This window comes from Stenotrophomonas sp. NY11291 (assembly GCF_023277365.1).
Taxonomy (GTDB): Bacteria; Pseudomonadota; Gammaproteobacteria; order Xanthomonadales; family Xanthomonadaceae; genus Stenotrophomonas; species Stenotrophomonas geniculata.
Genome location: NZ_CP096975.1, coordinates 1,060,382 through 1,074,995 on the forward strand (window position 1 = coordinate 1,060,382; position 14,614 = coordinate 1,074,995).

The 14,614-nt window shown below is 66.5% G+C and carries 19 protein-coding genes; all 19 read right to left on the reverse strand.

All coding sequences use genetic code 11. The annotated features are described in order from the left end of the window. Window positions 1-14: 14 nt before the first annotated feature. Window positions 15-1,088 carry a contractile injection system protein, VgrG/Pvc8 family gene (locus tag M1L61_RS04945; protein WP_049410183.1) on the reverse strand — a complete coding sequence of 358 codons (1,074 nt, stop codon included), beginning with the start codon at window positions 1,086-1,088 and terminating at the stop codon, window positions 15-17. Next, complete coding sequence (locus M1L61_RS04950; protein WP_010483798.1) at window positions 1,079-1,294, reverse strand: tail protein X; 216 nt, start codon at window positions 1,292-1,294, stop codon at window positions 1,079-1,081. Before M1L61_RS04950 ends, M1L61_RS04945 begins: the two co-directional genes overlap by 10 nt. Beyond that, window positions 1,278-1,745, reverse strand: a complete 468-nt coding sequence (locus tag M1L61_RS04955; protein WP_049434341.1) for a phage tail protein — start codon at window positions 1,743-1,745, stop codon at window positions 1,278-1,280. Before M1L61_RS04955 ends, M1L61_RS04950 begins: the two co-directional genes overlap by 17 nt. Window positions 1,746-1,747: 2 nt before the next feature. Then, on the reverse strand, window positions 1,748-4,219 hold the full coding sequence (locus tag M1L61_RS04960; protein WP_248854394.1) for a phage tail tape measure protein: 2,472 nt from the start codon (window positions 4,217-4,219) through the stop codon (window positions 1,748-1,750). A gap of 120 nt (window positions 4,220-4,339) precedes the next feature. After that, the gene (locus tag M1L61_RS04965; RefSeq protein WP_019336908.1) at window positions 4,340-4,630 is read right to left on the reverse strand and encodes a phage tail assembly protein; all 291 of its coding nucleotides are present in this window, start codon (window positions 4,628-4,630) and stop codon (window positions 4,340-4,342) included. An 81-nt stretch (window positions 4,631-4,711) separates the two neighbouring features. Next, a complete protein-coding gene (locus tag M1L61_RS04970; RefSeq protein ID WP_010483789.1) occupies window positions 4,712-5,215 on the reverse strand; it encodes a phage major tail tube protein in 504 nt (167 codons plus the stop codon). A gap of 2 nt (window positions 5,216-5,217) precedes the next feature. Next, window positions 5,218-6,417, reverse strand: a complete 1,200-nt coding sequence (locus M1L61_RS04975) for a phage tail sheath C-terminal domain-containing protein (RefSeq protein WP_010483787.1) — start codon at window positions 6,415-6,417, stop codon at window positions 5,218-5,220. 107 nt (window positions 6,418-6,524) lie between these two features. Then, complete coding sequence (locus M1L61_RS04980) at window positions 6,525-7,133, reverse strand: hypothetical protein (RefSeq protein WP_248854395.1); 609 nt, start codon at window positions 7,131-7,133, stop codon at window positions 6,525-6,527. Between the two features lie 4 nt (window positions 7,134-7,137). After that, window positions 7,138-8,637 carry a tail fiber protein gene (locus M1L61_RS04985; protein WP_248854396.1) on the reverse strand — a complete coding sequence of 500 codons (1,500 nt, stop codon included), beginning with the start codon at window positions 8,635-8,637 and terminating at the stop codon, window positions 7,138-7,140. 7 nt (window positions 8,638-8,644) lie between these two features. After that, window positions 8,645-9,946 (reverse strand): phage tail protein I, encoded by a 1,302-nt coding sequence (locus M1L61_RS23150; RefSeq protein WP_197601885.1) that lies wholly within the window; start codon window positions 9,944-9,946, stop codon window positions 8,645-8,647. After that, window positions 9,939-10,835, reverse strand: coding sequence for a baseplate J/gp47 family protein (locus M1L61_RS04995; protein WP_248854397.1), 897 nt, complete (start codon window positions 10,833-10,835; stop codon window positions 9,939-9,941). The genes M1L61_RS23150 and M1L61_RS04995 overlap by 8 nt, the downstream gene beginning before the upstream one ends. A gap of 2 nt (window positions 10,836-10,837) precedes the next feature. After that, entirely contained in the window at window positions 10,838-11,176 is a 339-nt protein-coding gene (locus tag M1L61_RS05000; protein ID WP_010483777.1) for a GPW/gp25 family protein, read from the reverse strand. 52 nt (window positions 11,177-11,228) lie between these two features. Beyond that, complete coding sequence (locus M1L61_RS05005; RefSeq protein ID WP_109814102.1) at window positions 11,229-11,819, reverse strand: phage baseplate assembly protein V; 591 nt, start codon at window positions 11,817-11,819, stop codon at window positions 11,229-11,231. Continuing rightward, a complete protein-coding gene (locus tag M1L61_RS05010) occupies window positions 11,816-12,370 on the reverse strand; it encodes a hypothetical protein (protein WP_248854398.1) in 555 nt (184 codons plus the stop codon). The genes M1L61_RS05005 and M1L61_RS05010 overlap by 4 nt, the downstream gene beginning before the upstream one ends. 110 nt (window positions 12,371-12,480) lie before the next feature. Further along, window positions 12,481-12,786 (reverse strand): hypothetical protein, encoded by a 306-nt coding sequence (locus M1L61_RS05015; protein WP_248854399.1) that lies wholly within the window; start codon window positions 12,784-12,786, stop codon window positions 12,481-12,483. After that, on the reverse strand, window positions 12,728-13,105 hold the full coding sequence (locus tag M1L61_RS05020) for a hypothetical protein (protein ID WP_053442591.1): 378 nt from the start codon (window positions 13,103-13,105) through the stop codon (window positions 12,728-12,730). The genes M1L61_RS05015 and M1L61_RS05020 overlap by 59 nt, the downstream gene beginning before the upstream one ends. Then, complete coding sequence (locus tag M1L61_RS05025; RefSeq protein ID WP_049410196.1) at window positions 13,102-13,587, reverse strand: glycoside hydrolase family 104 protein; 486 nt, start codon at window positions 13,585-13,587, stop codon at window positions 13,102-13,104. The genes M1L61_RS05020 and M1L61_RS05025 overlap by 4 nt, the downstream gene beginning before the upstream one ends. Then, window positions 13,584-13,934 carry a hypothetical protein gene (locus tag M1L61_RS05030; RefSeq protein WP_010483765.1) on the reverse strand — a complete coding sequence of 117 codons (351 nt, stop codon included), beginning with the start codon at window positions 13,932-13,934 and terminating at the stop codon, window positions 13,584-13,586. Before M1L61_RS05030 ends, M1L61_RS05025 begins: the two co-directional genes overlap by 4 nt. Further along, entirely contained in the window at window positions 13,931-14,359 is a 429-nt protein-coding gene (locus tag M1L61_RS05035; RefSeq protein WP_228355113.1) for a Mor transcription activator family protein, read from the reverse strand. The genes M1L61_RS05030 and M1L61_RS05035 overlap by 4 nt, the downstream gene beginning before the upstream one ends. Window positions 14,360-14,614: the final 255 nt, after the last annotated feature.

A 14,614-nucleotide genomic window follows, 5' to 3' on the forward strand; every position in this document is an offset into this window, starting at 1 on the left:
CGCATGGCGTGGATCTACACCTCGCTGCCGACCTGCTCGCCTTCGGTGGCCGCGGCACTGCGGGCCGCCTTCACTGCGTCGGCGCTGTTGGGTTGTTCGCACTCGATGCTGGTCACGTAGCCGTCGTGGCTGATGTTGTGCTCGGCGCGCTTGACCAGCCACTGCCCATCCACGCCATCGCGGAAGCCCTGCATCACCACCGTGGCTTCGGCCATCAGCGTCTCGCGGCCGGGCAGGGTGTAGCTCAGCGTACGCGTCTGCCGGGCCTGTTCCTGGTGCTTGGCGCGCGCTGCGGCTTCAGCGGCTTCGCGGTCGGCGTAGGCCATGCGCAGGCGCACGATCGGTTCACCGCTGCCCAGCTTCACCTCCTGGCGCTTGGCACCGCGTACATCGCGATAGTAGGCGATGGTGGTGCCGGTCTTCTCGCGTGAGACGATGCTCACTTTGTAGCCACTGCCATCGGCCGGGGTCAGGGTGACGTCGGGAATGCGCTCACCGCTGGCACTGGTGGATTCGCCGCGCTTGACGAACATCAGGCGGCCGCCGCCCGGCTTGGCGATGGCATCATGCTGCTTGGCCAGGCGCAGCAGCAGATTCATGTCCGACTCCTGCGACTGCACGGTCAGCGGCAGTGCGATCGACGCCAGCGATCCGCTCACGGCCGCGCTGAGTCCGTGCTCGCCGGCCATGCGCTGGACCATGCCACCGATCGTCGTGCCCTTCTTCCAGGTGCGCGTCTTCTGCGTCTGCAGATCGTTCTTGCCGCCCTTGCTGGCCTCGAACGGTGCGGCGCGCGCGCGCAGGGTCATGCTGCCCGGGTAGCCGGAAATCTCCACCTCATCGCAGATGTACAGGCCCATGCGCCGCACTTCGCCGTCATAGCCGATGAAGGCTTCCAGCTCCGCGCCTGCCGGCGGCAGCTGGATCGGATCGGACGGATCATGGTCGGCCAGCTGCAGCTCCAGCATGTCCGAGTTGTTGTCGGTCTCGTCGGTGATGCGCAGTGATTTGAAGCGCGACATGATCTTGTCGGTGATGTCCTGGCTGTTGGCCACCACGCGGAATGCCGGTGTGATGTTCAGTCCCACAGTGCGATCCCCTTGCGTTCGCCGGCGGGGCGCTGCACGTCTGGCAGAGTGATCGCGATGCCCGCAGGCAGTACCGCGCCGCGGGCGGCCAGGCCCGGGTTGGCGTCGAGTATCGCGCGCAGAATGGCCGGTGATTGTTCGCCATAGTGCGCATGCGCGATGCGGTCAACGACGTCGCCGTCGCGGGTGTTATACGTTCGTGCCATCGCTGTGCTTCCGCAGGGAGAGGGTGAATTCGTGCCGCTGGATTCCCGCATCGACGGTGAAGCCGGAGGCGGTGGCGTCGATCTTGTCGATGACCCACAGCCCCAGGTTTCCGCCCTTGCCGGTCAGCAGCCGCTGTGGCTTGCCCTGTGCCGCCAGCTTGCGCAGCTGCGAGAGCTCATTGCCGGCACCCCGGAACGCATAGTGGATGACGCCCGGCAAGGTCATGCTGGCCTTGCCGGGGCCGGTGTACTGCAGGGCGGCCATCTGCCCGATGCGTTCCTGCGCAGCCCAGCCATACTCGTTGCTCTGCTGGATCTCCTGGAACACGGCGGTGTTGAGGCTGAACTTGAAGCCGCCCAGCATCAGCAGTACCGGGGCGTTGCCGGAGTCGTTGCTCTGGAAACTGGACAACAGCTTGTCGATGGATGCGGTTACGAACTCACGCTTCATGCTTAGTTCCTGTCTGCCAGGCCACCACGGGCAGCAACCGCGTTGCGACGCTGCAGTTCGTCGGCCGTGCGACGCGCCACCGATTCGCTGGATTCACCCGGTTGCTGGTGGATGGTGATGTTGTTGGTCTGTTGCTGCTGCACGGTGGTGACGCCGCGCGTAGTGGGCGATGGCATGTCGGGTGCGGTGCGACCGCGAGCGGCCTCGCTGATGCCGCCCCAACGCTTGCGCGCGCCCGGCGCGTCCAACGTGGCGACGTCGCCGACCAGGCCCACGGCGTCATCCAGGCCGCCTCTGCCGCCGGCCCGCATGTTGGTGTACCCCACCATGCCGTTGCCGATCGCTTCCGCTCCACCGGCAAGCACCTCCTTGCCGAAGTCCAGGCCTTTGCCGACCAGCGCACTGACCTTGCCAATGCCCCCTTCGACGAACCCCATCAGCTTCTCGACGTAGGGCATGAGGAAATCCAGCTTCGGGATGAGCCAGTCGAACAGGGATTCGGCACCGGACTTGATCGCCGTCCACATCTTGCTCATTTCGATTCCGATCCCGCTGGCGACGGTCGTGTACACGTTGCCCATCCAGGCGACGTACTGCACCAGGCCGCTGATGAGCTGAATGTTCATTCTCAGGCCTTCCATCAGAACGGTACCGAGGAAGGTGCCGATCTGGGCAACGCGCGACAGTTCGTTGCCGGTGTACTGTGCAGGTGCAAGCATCTTCGACAGCCAGTCCCAGGCCTGGCCGATCAACCCGCTCATGACTTCCCAGGCGGGGCGCAGCGGTTCAACCGCACGCATCAGTTCACCCATCGCTGCGGTGCCTGCACCGCTCAGGCCCTCCCAGACGCCGCCCAGGAATGCCTTGATCGGCTCCCAGTACTTGCGCACCAGGATGGCGCCTGCGGTGATTGCCGCGATGGCGATCGTGATCGGACCACCACCGATGGCGGCCACGGCAGTGGCGACGATGCGGAAGCCCGATGCCAGGCGCATGGCCATCGGCCCGAAGCGCCCCATCTGTGCCAGCAGGCTGCCACCACGGAACAGCTGGAAGGCCTTCTGCACGCCCAGGATCGGGCCCTGCAGGAAGGTCCAGGCGTAGCGAGCGCCGAGCACCGCCGTGCGCATGCCCAGCATGCCGACCACGATCTGCGTGGTGTTGGCGATCAGCTTCGGGTTTTCCTGCACGAACGAGGTAACCCCGTTCAACAGCTCGGTCAGCTTGACCGCGGCCTCGCCCACCGCGGGCAGCAGTGCCGCACCGAAGGCCTTGGACAGGTTGTCCACGGCGATCTTGGCACCTTCGATCTTCTGCGGATCGGTCTGCATCGCATCGGCATAGGCCGCATCGGTGGTACCCGCCGATCCATTCAAGGCCTTGTCGCGGACACGGACGTAGGTATCCCAGTTCTCGATCATCGGCTGGACGAAGTTCTTCGCCTGTGCATCGCTGAACAGGGTGCCGATCTTCTTCTGGTCGCCCGCGGTCGCCTGGATGATTCCCTGCATCGCAGCGTCGAAGGGATTGCCGCCGCTGGTCTGTGCATCGCCGATGATCTTGCGCAGATCCAGGTTCAGGCTCTTCTTGGCCTTCTCCTGAATGTCCGGCGAGAGCACCTCGGACATGAAGCTCTTCATGTTGCTGGCGGCCTTGTCGGCGCCGCCGGCCGAGTCCAGCGTGGCCTGCAGGGCCGCGCCGAGGGTGGCGGTCGCCGAGGTGCCCTGCAGCTTCATCGCTTCGAACGACGAACCCAGGGTAGGCAGCACTGCGGCCATGTCCTTCAGGCCCAGGCCGCCCTGCCGGCTGTTGACCACCAGCACATCCAGCGCGTTCTGCATGCGCGAGGGATCGATATCGAACGACTGCTGCAGGGCGGCCGCAGCCTGGGCCACATCATCGATGCTGGCACCGGTGACGGTGGTGGTCCGCCCGACAGCACCGAGGCTGGCCTGGGCCGACTGCGCATCCATGCCGGCGTCGACCATCAGCCTGATCGAGCGCTGCAGCGCGTCGGCGCCCTGGTTGGTTGCACGCGACTGTTCCAGGATGGCCTGCCCCAGTGCGCTGACCTGGGCGCGGCTGAGGTTGGCTGCCACGCCGATCTGCTGGTTCTGGCGGGCGAAGCCGGAGGCGTTCTCGACCGGCTTGGCCAGCGCGGTGACGGCCGTGCCAAGCGTGCCGCGTGCCTCGCCAAATGCCGAGCCGAGCTTCCCGCGCTTCTCCAGGTTGGCGTCGCGCTTTGCTTCGATGCTCTCCAGCGCCACCTGCGAGGCACGCAGCGCATCGACCTGGGTACGCATGCGGGCGTACTCCTTGCTGGTCGTACTCATGCGCGCGAGCCTGCGGTCCAGCAGGGTCACCTCGGTGCCGAGGCGCTTGATACCGTCGTTGGCAAAGGAGAAGGCGTCCTTCAGTGACTTGGACACCTCGCCGCCGATCGTGATCGTTGTCGTTTGAACGTTACTGGCCATGTACCGGCAATCCCTGAATCCACCAGATGAACTTAGACACCCGCAGTGTCATGATCTCGCGCAGGCCCCAGCCGGTATGACCGGCCAGGGCGAGCACTCCCTGCCTGATCTGAGGCAGGGTCAGGTGGTAAAAAGCGCGACGCCTGCCTGCAGTCGTGCGTAGTCGCGCAGCGGCATCTTGCGCACGTCTTCCGGCGAGACCTCGCACAGGTTGGCGATCATCCGCACCTCGCGCTGTGCGTCGCTGCCCTTGTCATCCTGGTAGCGCTCCATGTCTTCCACGGTCGGTTCACGCATGCGCAGCACGGCGGTTTCCATGCCATTGACCTGGCGCGGGCGGGTGAGGGTGATCTCGGCGAAGCCATCGCGCTCGATGACGGTGTCGGTGGGGGTCTTGGTCTTGCTGGACATGGATGCGTTCCTGGAATGCGATGCGGTGCGATGGATGCGGGGGGCGCGAGGCGCCCCCGGGTTCTTAAGTGCGGCGAGGGTTCAGATGCCCAGTGCGCCGCGGATGCCGGCCAGCACGTCCACGCCACCCTGGCGGGCGATCATGTTGACCACGTCGATCTCCTGCACGACCTGGGCACCATGGGTCAGCTTGTAGTAGCTCAGTGCCAGGTTGACCTTGATCGTGCCCTTCTCGCCGACCTTGGTTTCGCCGCGGTCCAGCAGCTTCACCTTGCCGCGCATGTTGTGCACGACCTGGGTCACTTCGCCGTCATCGCCTTCCAGCGCTTCGCGGGCGGTGAAGCCGTATTCCTTGCTTTCGATGACGTGGAACTTGCTCATGATCTCCGCGTCGTCGGAGGCGAACTCGACATCGGCGGTCAGCTTGTCATGGCCGAGCACGATCTCGGTCGGGGCCAGCATGCCGCCGGCCTGGAAGTCCTCGGTCTTCAGCGACAGCTTGGGGGCGGTGAAGGACATCACGCTGCCGGCATAGCCCTTGCCGTCGACGTAGAAGTTGAAGTTCTTGCGGATCTTGCGCGCCATGCTTAGAAGATCTCCGAGACGTAGTTGTTGTTCATGTGCATGCGGAAGGTCAGCTGCTCACCCGGGTAGGTCGGGGTGAAGTCGAAGTCCCAGTAGAAGCGGCCCTGGGCCACGCTGTCCGCTGCGTTCAGGTCGGGGTCGATCCAGCAGTTGCCGCCGAGGATCGCGCCCTGGGTCTTCAGGCCGCGCAGGAAGGCATTGACACCCTCACGCACGTCGTCGACGTAGGTCTTGCTGATGCCGCGGTCGACGGCCCACAGGTGGGCGGCTTCCAGGCTGTCGGCGATGATGTCGGCGGTGCGCACCACGCACAGGAACTGCCACTTCTGGTCGCTGCTGGCGGTACGGTTGCCCCATAGGCGGAAGCCACCTTCGCGGATGATGGTCGCCACGTTCGACTGGTTCAGCAGGTTGGCGCGGCTGGTCGCGTCGGACAGGCCGAAGTCGATCGCACGTGCGGTACCGACCACGCCGTTGAGCTCCAGGTTGGACGGCGATGCCCACCAGCCGCGTTCGTTGTCGCTGCGGGCAATGGCACCGGCCACGGCACCGGAGGCGTAGCGGGTGACGATGGCATCACCGGACTGCACCAGCAGCGCCGGGTCGACCACGTAGACGCGCTTGGAACCGGTCAGAGCGGTGGTGCTCTTGGCGGCGTCGTCGTTGCTGTTCGGGCCATCCTTGATGATCACCGCGCGCAGCTTGTCGGCAATGCCGAGCAGTTCGGCCACGACCGGGTTGGCCAGCAGTTCGGTATCGCGCTTTTCGTGGGTGTGGGTGAAGCCCGGTACCGCCAGGATGCGGGGCTTGATGCCCACCACCGACTTTGCCGCCAGCAGTGCATGCACGCCGGTGTAGGCACCGGTCTGCGCGTTCACGCCGCCCAGCACGTTGGCCAGGGTGTCGTTCTCGGTGGCGCCCTTCTCGACGCGGATGACGACCACAACCGCGTTGGACTGGTCGAAGATGGCGTCGAGCTGGCCCGGGAGGGTGCCCTCATCGACTTCGGTTGCGGCGTTGGCGAGCAGCTTGGCTGCCTGCGAACGCGAGGTCACCAGGACCGGAGTGTTGTAGGGGAAGGCGATCTTGTCGGCGCGGGGCGCGGTGCCCACGATGCCGATGACGCTGGTCGAGGCAACAGCGATCGAGCGGGAACCACCATCGATGTTGACGACCTGCACGCCATGCAGAAATTCGGCCATGCGTTGTTTTTTCCTTGGTTGGGTGGGTGCTGCGGTCGCGATCTGCGCCGCATGGGTACATGTTCGTATCTGGCCGCGGCTGGATTAATTGCAGCGGTGGCCCGAAATCACGGTTGCGGTTGCGGTTGCGGTTGCGGTTGCGGTTGCGCGGCCGGGTCGGGTTCGGGGGCAATGACCATCACCCAGGCAGCACGGGCTTCATCGAAGGTGACCGGGTAGCTGCGATCTGCAGGCGGTGCCAGATCGGTGACCGATGGCGGCAGCGCGACCCCACGGGAAACGGGAGTCGCGAAGCTGGCATCGTGCTTGTTCCACAGCGGTCGCGAGCTGTAGTCCGGCAGCAGCGTCCATTCGCGGCGGCTGGCATTCCACGCGTTGTATTGCGCGGTGGTGCCATCCAGCTTGAATGGTTCGGACAGGGTCACGTCCTTGGGCAACGGCTCGCCCAGCGCGAGGCGGTTGGGTACCGCCATCGCGGTGCGTGTGTCCCACAGCATGCAGTTGCGGAAATCGGCCACCAGTTCCCAGCGTGAGCCATCCTCGGCCAGGCGCAGTGCCTGGTATTCGCCGGCAGGTTGGCGAGGCGCGACGTCCACGGTGAAGTCGGGCAGGTTCCAGGCGCCGTCCGGCGAAGGCTGCAGGCGGACCTTGCCCATGTAGGCGCGGGTATCGGGATCGTAGGAGTGCGCGAAGCGCGGTTCGGTAGGCAAGTTCATGTCCTCAGTACGCGATGCAATAGATCATCCGCAGGCCAGCCGGCAGGTTGCGGTCGCCACCGGCGTTCTCCACCACGACGGTGTGGGTGTGCGCACCGGCTTCGGCGGCCGACGCGGCGTGGCCGTGGTCACCCACCTGGGCGATGGAAATGGTGTGCGAGTGGCCGCCGGCGCCGTTCATGCCGATGTTGTGGCCGTGGCCGCCTGCGCCGTCGGTGGTGAAGCTGTGGGCGTGGCCACCGGCAGGTGCTGTGGCGCCGTCCGGATACAGCGCGTCGTTGTCGCGTTCGCGATAGACGCCGTAGCCGTTGAGGGCAGGATTGGAGGGAACGACGCCTCCATGCTGGTGGTCGCCAGCCCACGAAGTGCCACCGGTATGCGCGTGGTGGCCCTGCGAGTCGGTCCACGCACCATGCGCGTGGTCGCCGACGGCACTGGCGCTGGCACCGTGGGAGTGTGCGCCGCCTGCGCCCACGGAGATGGCATGGCTGTGGCTGCCTGCTGTTGCCGTGCTTGCGCTGTGGGCATGGCGGATCACCTCACCTTGGGTGAAGCTGCCGACCGCTTCCGGGTTCAGCGTGTGCGTGACCACCGTGCCTTCCTGCATTGCCGGCAGGTTGAAGGTGGTTGCGCCGTCACCGGCGCCGTAGCGGGTACCGATGGCGGCGAACAGGGCCGGGTAGCTGGCACGCGGAACAGCGGCACCATTGCACAGCAGCATGCCGTTGGGCGCGGTGGCACCGGCGAACAGAATCACCTGTCCGGGCACGTGCACGCTGGATGGCACGCCGGTCATGTTGCGCCAGTCCAGGTAGTGGGTGCCGTGGCGGCCATCGAGCAGGTCGGCATCCAGGCCCTTGTCGGCGCCCTCGTCCTTCAACGCGGCCGATTTCAGCCCCAGGGCGGAACGGAACGCGGCATCGGTGGCGATCGACAACAGCGTGCGGACGAACTGGGTGGGGGCGCTGGCGCCAAAGCGCTTGTCGATGAAGGCACGCAGCCCGCGCGGTGTCACCGCACGCTGGGCATCTGCACCCTCTTCGGTCTCGGTCGTCGTGGCCAGTTCGACCACGCCCTGCACCTCGGTGGTGGAGGGCGGATAGATGAATTCGGCATTGCCGAACTCGATCAGCGCGGTATCGACTTCACTGAAGCGGGTATCGGTGGAGAGCAGCAGCATCGAGGCTGCGGTCTTCTCCATGATCGGATCGGTCTGGCCGAAGGTTGCAAACAGCGTACCGTCGCCCAGGTACAGGCCGAAGCCGCGCAGGCTGTAGGCGGTAGCGCTGTCGTCACGGATCGTGACGTGCAGCGTGTCGTCGCCCACGGCCTTGCCGCCGAACGTCGAGACCCGCTTGATCTCGCCGGGCAGGGCGGTCAGCCCTGCCGTCGGCGTGAATGCCGTGGACGTCAGGCCGATCTCGGTGATCAGCACGGCACTGGTGCCGGTGTTGGGTGGATTGACCAGCCTGGCGAAGCCGGCGTCGGTGATTTTCAAGCGCATGCGGGGTTTACTCTCCGATCAGTTGGATGCGGCGGAAGGTGGTGCCATGGGCGCCGGCAAGTGCACCGATACCGGCGCTGGCCTGCATGCCCTGGGTGAACGTGAAGTGCGAGCGCACCGGCTTGGTGCGGCTGATCTCGCCGATCACGTCGTCGACGAACTTGGCGGTGGCGGTCTCGCCGCCCTGGTTGGCGATGGTCATCACCGCTTCGAAGGTGTGCGGTGCACCTCGCGGCTGCATTTCCCACCATTCGCGGATCAGGATCGAACCGCCGAACGCAGCCACCACATCGCGGACGCTGCCCCAGGTGCCTTTGCGGCGCTGGATCGCGATCGCGGCGCGCACGCGGGCACGCTTTACCGTTTCCGGCCAGTAGGCCTTCCATTCGTCGACGGACAAGGCCCAGGCCAGCCAGGGCAGCAACGCGGCCGGGCAGCGGTCCGCATCCCACAGCGCGGTGATGTCCACCGGCAGCGGGCGGGTCACCGCAGCACGGGCCAGCGCCCGTTCCGCGCGGGTGGCGTTGGGCGGCAGCAGGGTGGCCGCGGCCGGAACGATCACGCTCGCCTCGCCTTCTATCACCGTCCCCGGCATCGGTGCGGTGCCAAGCGTGACCCGTTCACCGGAATGGACGTAGTCGATGATGGTGGGGGTGGAGGCGGTGGTGGCGATGTAGCCTGTTGCACCACTACCGGCTTCTGCCTGGGCACCCCACACGTGGATCCTGGCGTCCGGCGCGAGCCCCGCGTTCTGGGATGCCAACCGATCGAACACGATAACCAGCCCGCGACCGGGATCATTGGGGCTTGGTGTGTAGGTGAAGGCGTGCCGTCTCCACTCCGTGCCCACAGGCAGGCGCGTCCGACCTGCCTCGAGCGTGCGCAGACCGAAATCGACGGCGCAGGGCTGACTGGCGCGTAGCCAGACACTGATGGTTGTGGGTGCTCCATCGGCGTAAGCGGAGCCATCGTCGTCGACCAGACCGGTGAAGTTCTGGTTGGGGCCACCGATGGCGTCGGAGGCTGCGAACGAGAATGCCGTACGGGTTCCATCGGGCGCGGACTCGCCTCCCGCCAGGCTGGCCGGCTTCCTGTAGAAGCCCAGCCAGCTAGCGGCGCGGAAATCCTGCGATTGGCGCTGAAGATTGCGGCGTGGCTGGTTGGAGAGCCGTTGCCGCCCCTGCCAATCGGTGCGGTACACCGCCTGCAGGGTGGCCAGTGCGCCACCTGGATGGCGGAACTGCAGGTTGTGCCCATCGATCGCGCCACGCAGGCGTGCATTGATCAGGCGTGCGGTGGAATCATTCATCGTTGCCGCCATGGGTCAGGGTCACCGCGGTGCAGTAGGTGGCCTGGGTCCGGTCCACCACCACGTCAGCCGCCGGGCTGGAAATCTCCACGCGCTGCACGCCCTCGGCATGCAATGCGGCGAACAGGCCGGAGCGGGTGACATCGCGGCCGAGCCGATGCGACTCGGCGATGTAGCGATCCAGGCGCGAGCGCGCTTCGGCCAGCACCACCTGCGAATCCGGGCCGGCGTAGGTGTAGAGCGTGGCGGTGACCGCGTAGTTGATGATTGCCGCCGTGCGTACCAGCACGTGATCCGTCAGCGGCCGCACGTCGGCCGCACTCAGCTTCGCTTCCACTGCGTCGAGCAGCGCCTGGGTGGCCGTGCCATCGGCTTCACGCGACAGCACCGAGACCACCACTTCACCCGGCGACGGACTGGTCGCGCTGGCGTCGAGCACCCGCGGATCGGCGCTCAGCGCGTGGAAGATGTAGGCGCCTTCCGGCCCGGCCACGCTGAAGTCTTCCGGACCCAGCTGGATGCGCCGACGGAAATCTTCATCGCTCTCGTAGCGTGGCGGAATGCCTTCCTGCGGCTTGCCCGGGTCCAGCATCTGGCGGCCGATGCCGAAGATCGCGGCCAACTGGTCCAGGTCGCTGCCGACCGCGTAGGCCAGCATCACGCCACGCGCCGCATCGTTGACGCGCTGTCGGTCGAGCAGGCGCAGGTAGGTGCAGACCTCCAGGATCTTGAAGGCCGGGTCCGACGGCAGCAGCGCGTCGAAGGTGGGGTCGAGCGCCTGCAGTGCGGTCAACGATTCATCGAACAGCGTCTCGAAATCGAGCACTTCGATGACCGCCGGTGCAGGCAGCTGGGAGAGATTGACACTGGTGAACGAGCCGGATGCCACGGTTAGCGAACCTCGATTCCTTCGATGGTGATGGCCTCGCCGTCCGGCAGGTGGATTCCGGTCACTGCCAGGATCATCACGCCGGGGGCGGGGAGGGAGACGTCGACGTTCTCGACGTGAAGCCGCGGTTCCCATCGCGCGAGTGCGTCGACGGTGGCCGCGATCAGGTCCATGCGCAGCGAGCGGTTGGTCGGCGCATCGATCAGTTCGAACACGCGCGAACCGTATTCACGGCGCAGTACCCGGGAGCCAAGGGGCGTGGTGAGAACGTCACGCACGGATTGGTGCAGATGGGCGAGCCCATCCAGTGATTTGCCGGTGTTGGCGTCGATTCCTCGCATGGCCTCTATCGTCGTGGAGTGCGGGTTTTCAGGGCATTGCACGCGTGGCCGTTCAGGGCTGCGCGGGCGTGGTGGGTGCGGTCGGACCCTGTGCGGTGTGCTTGTGTGCCTTCAGGCCGATGGCGCCAGCCTTGACCTCGCCGGGTGTGCTGATGTCCTTGCCGGCACTGATCGCACCGGTGACGTCCAGGTCGCCAGTCGCCTTGACCGATGGCGTATCGAGCACGATCGATTCGCTGGCGATCACCTGTGCACTTGCACAGGTGACGATGACCTTGCCGCTGCCGACATCGACGTTGAGCGTTGCGGTTTCCTGGTCGTACTCGACAACGCTGCCGTCGGCGAACTCGGTGCGGTGCCGCAGCCGAGAGTCGGCGGGCGCCGGGAACCGGTCCTGGTACAGGCTGCCGAGAACGAGTGCCTGGCCCGGGTCGCCATAGGGGCACGCCAGCAGCACCTGCTCGCCGGGTTCGGGTGCACACCAGCTGCGCACGCCCGGGCCAGCACGGCGCTCCAGCCAGGGAATCCAGTCGGTCAGCATGCCGTCTGCATCCACCCGCACGCGGCCGCCCGCTTCGTCCAGCTCGCGCACGACGCCGATCATCAGCAGGTTGCCGATCAGCCGCGCGTGTTCGGCGCTCATGGTGCTGCTCCTTCAATGGGCTGGTAGCGTGCTTCGTGATCACGACCGATCTCCGGTACGAAGCTGTAGAAGGCCTGGGGAACTGCGCCTCCGGTCTCCTCCCAGGCGTTGCTGCCCAAAGCGACCGGCAGTGACCACTCCACCAGCCAGGTGCGAAGGCCTGGCTGCGCCGCCGCCGTGTCTTCGGGCAGTGCGGCGATCACATCGATCGCGCCGCTGGCCGCACCGGGGAACCGGCCGAGCTGGTGCAGCCAGCCGGCGAGCGCGACGGCGGCCTTGCGCAGCTGCAGTGCCGCGTCGGTAGTGGCGGCAGCGACGACGACGCGTGCCTCGAAGCGCAGCAGTGCCTGCATCTGCCCGCTGCCATCGTCCTTGTCCTTGCTGCGATCACAGCGGGTCATCGCCAACAGGCAGGCGGGTGTGGCCAGGCCTTCAGCACCGGGTTCGCGATAGAACTCGACGGTTGCGAAGTCCGGGAAGCGGGCGCGGATCGCGGCTTCGATGGCGGGGTGCAGTGCGTCGAGAATGGAAGAGGAGGAGTTGGTCGCCATGTCAGCTCGTGCGTTGAATGGGAGGACGCGCCTGGTTGGGGACGCGCGCTGTCTGCATCCAGTGTTGCCATCACCCGCCGCATGGGACATTGCAGGCGTGGCCGCGGGGATCAGCGCTTTCGCCGCGCGCTGGCCGTGCCGGTGGCTGTGCACTCTGCAGGCGCCATTGGCGCTGTACCGTTGAGGGTGATCCCCTGCTGGCTGCCGAGGCTGCACAGCAGGGCACGCAGCTGGTCGGCCAGTGCGTGGTACTGCCGCGCGACGGCAACGTGATTGCGTAGCAGCGCATCGTCGTTGGCCGCCTGCAGGTCCGGCAGCTCGTCCGGCGCACGCAGCTGCGCCGGGGCGATGCTGAGATCAACGCGACAGGGCGCGACCGGCGTTGGCTTCGCGCCAGATGCGCACGAACTCAGCATCAGCATCGCCGCGGTCACGGCCAGGAGTCTTGGCATGGGTCTCGATGTCCTGTTGCAGGGTTTGGAATTGCCGGGTGCGTTCGGCCTGCGCGGCCAGGCGCTGCGATTCGGCCTGCGCACCTGCGCGGGCGTTGCCGAGGTCCCGCTGATGTGCGGCCTGCGCCGCATCAGCGCGCGATGCCTGCTGTGCGGTCTGGACGGTGGCGATGGCAAGGTCCGCGCTGCGGTCGCGCAGCGTCCACCCCAGCCAGGCACAGCATGCATGGGTACCGGCGAGGACCAGCAGGCCCATGCGGAACCGCAGGGCGACGGGCGTCACTGCAGGCCTCCGCCGGCGGCGCGGTAGGCCACGCGCAGTGTTTCCAGCGCATGCTCCTTCTGCCCGTAGCCGGCGCCCGGCAGTGACGCCCAGATACGTCGTGCGGCGTTGATGCCGGCATCGAAGCGACCGAGGCGGATCAATTCGTAGGCACCGCATTGCTTGAGCAGCGCCACGGCCGCGCGGTCCTGCGAAACCGGGCCGAAGTCGGGCAGGCCCAGCCGCGCGCGCAGGTCATCCCAGGTACTGCGCAGGAACTGGTAGCGACCGGCGGCACTGGACTTGATGCCATAGCGTGGCAGCGACACCAGCACGCGGGGATGGTCGCGGTAGTCGTTGAACAACTGGCCACCCACGATCACGTCGTAGCCGCGGTCACGCGAGCGCTGACTGGGGATGTCGGTGCCTTCGGATACCGCCAGCATGTCCAGGAATGCGGCGACGTTGGCCCCACCGAGGGCGCTGGCTGCAGCGGCGGTCATGCGGCGGCCCCCGGCTGCTTGCGCACCAGGTTCAACAGCGCGTCTATCTGCACGCTCTGCTGGGCGATCTGCGCGCGCAGGGCATTGACCTCGCCGCGCAGCTGGCCGATCTCCTGGGCCATTGCTTCGCGCTCGTGCATCAGGCCGTCGGCGCGGGTACGCTCGGCTGCGAGCTGCTCCTGCAGGGTGCGCAGGGTGTTGCTGGTGGCCTCGTCTGCGGTGCGGTCGACCTTGGCCGACGACAACCACTGGCGCAGCCACAGCGACACCGCGATCAGTACACCCGAGGTTCCCCCCAGATATTTGGCCCAGTCCGGTACACCGGCCAGCAGGTCGCTCTCGTTCATGCGCGTGCGTACCCCTTGAGCAGGGCCGGATGGACCGCGGTCGGTGGCGCGGAACGGGCGCCACGCAGGGCGCGCTTGATGGTGGTCTGCGAGACACCGAACTCGCGCGCGACGTGCTCGCGCGGCATGCCACAGGCGACCGCTCGTGCGATCTGCTCGCGGCGCTCATGGGCGCTGGCTGCAAAGCACGAGGCCAGGAACAGCAGCTCGCCACCGAAGTGGGTGACCAGCCGTTGGGCAACGTCGCGGCCGAGGATGTCGATCAGGCGATGCTGGTCGGGCAGGGTGGAGGGAACGTAGACGATGACGCGATGACGGCCGGTGGTGCTGGACGTTGTCGGCGGCCACGCACGCACCAGCGTGAGGGCTGCGGATTCGCCGATGACCTCGGCCAGGGTCTGAATGCTGTCGGGCAGGGCGTTCATGGAGGATGTCTTCAGTGGCATTGATCTCCACTGTTGCCATCCCTCACCGCCCGTCAACACCTTTCGTCTACTTTCGAGTGTGGGTGCTGAAGGTATTCATCGGTGCCCCGAGGACGGGTGAGGATGGCTGCTCGGGAGCGCATGACGCCCTGCGGCCGCTGGCTGTTGCTGCTGATGTTTGCTCCTTCCTTCGTACTCGCAGTCCTCACAGAGAGGAGGGAAAGGCAGATCAAGGGGATGTGGCAGGTATGGGGT

Excerpts from the sequence above, each read along its gene's own strand:
- M1L61_RS04950 (WP_010483798.1), bottom strand. The coding sequence starts at position 1,294 with ATGGCACGAACGTATAACACCCGCGACGGCGACGTCGTTGACCGCATC.
- M1L61_RS04955 (WP_049434341.1), bottom strand. The coding sequence starts at position 1,745 with ATGAAGCGTGAGTTCGTAACCGCATCCATCGACAAGCTGTTGTCCAGT.
- M1L61_RS04960 (WP_248854394.1), bottom strand. The coding sequence starts at position 4,219 with ATGGCCAGTAACGTTCAAACGACAACGATCACGATCGGCGGCGAGGTG.
- M1L61_RS04965 (WP_019336908.1), bottom strand. The coding sequence starts at position 4,630 with ATGTCCAGCAAGACCAAGACCCCCACCGACACCGTCATCGAGCGCGAT.
- M1L61_RS04970 (WP_010483789.1), bottom strand. The coding sequence starts at position 5,215 with ATGGCGCGCAAGATCCGCAAGAACTTCAACTTCTACGTCGACGGCAAG.
- M1L61_RS04975 (WP_010483787.1), bottom strand. The coding sequence starts at position 6,417 with ATGGCCGAATTTCTGCATGGCGTGCAGGTCGTCAACATCGATGGTGGT.
- M1L61_RS04980 (WP_248854395.1), bottom strand. The coding sequence starts at position 7,133 with ATGAACTTGCCTACCGAACCGCGCTTCGCGCACTCCTACGATCCCGAT.
- M1L61_RS04985 (WP_248854396.1), bottom strand. The coding sequence starts at position 8,637 with ATGCGCTTGAAAATCACCGACGCCGGCTTCGCCAGGCTGGTCAATCCA.
- M1L61_RS23150 (WP_197601885.1), bottom strand. The coding sequence starts at position 9,946 with ATGAATGATTCCACCGCACGCCTGATCAATGCACGCCTGCGTGGCGCG.
- M1L61_RS05000 (WP_010483777.1), bottom strand. The coding sequence starts at position 11,176 with ATGCGAGGAATCGACGCCAACACCGGCAAATCACTGGATGGGCTCGCC.
- M1L61_RS05005 (WP_109814102.1), bottom strand. The coding sequence starts at position 11,819 with ATGAGCGCCGAACACGCGCGGCTGATCGGCAACCTGCTGATGATCGGC.
- M1L61_RS05010 (WP_248854398.1), bottom strand. The coding sequence starts at position 12,370 with ATGGCGACCAACTCCTCCTCTTCCATTCTCGACGCACTGCACCCCGCC.
- M1L61_RS05015 (WP_248854399.1), bottom strand. The coding sequence starts at position 12,786 with ATGCTGAGTTCGTGCGCATCTGGCGCGAAGCCAACGCCGGTCGCGCCC.
- M1L61_RS05025 (WP_049410196.1), bottom strand. The coding sequence starts at position 13,587 with ATGACCGCCGCTGCAGCCAGCGCCCTCGGTGGGGCCAACGTCGCCGCA.
- M1L61_RS05030 (WP_010483765.1), bottom strand. The coding sequence starts at position 13,934 with ATGAACGAGAGCGACCTGCTGGCCGGTGTACCGGACTGGGCCAAATAT.
- M1L61_RS05035 (WP_228355113.1), bottom strand. The coding sequence starts at position 14,359 with ATGAACGCCCTGCCCGACAGCATTCAGACCCTGGCCGAGGTCATCGGC.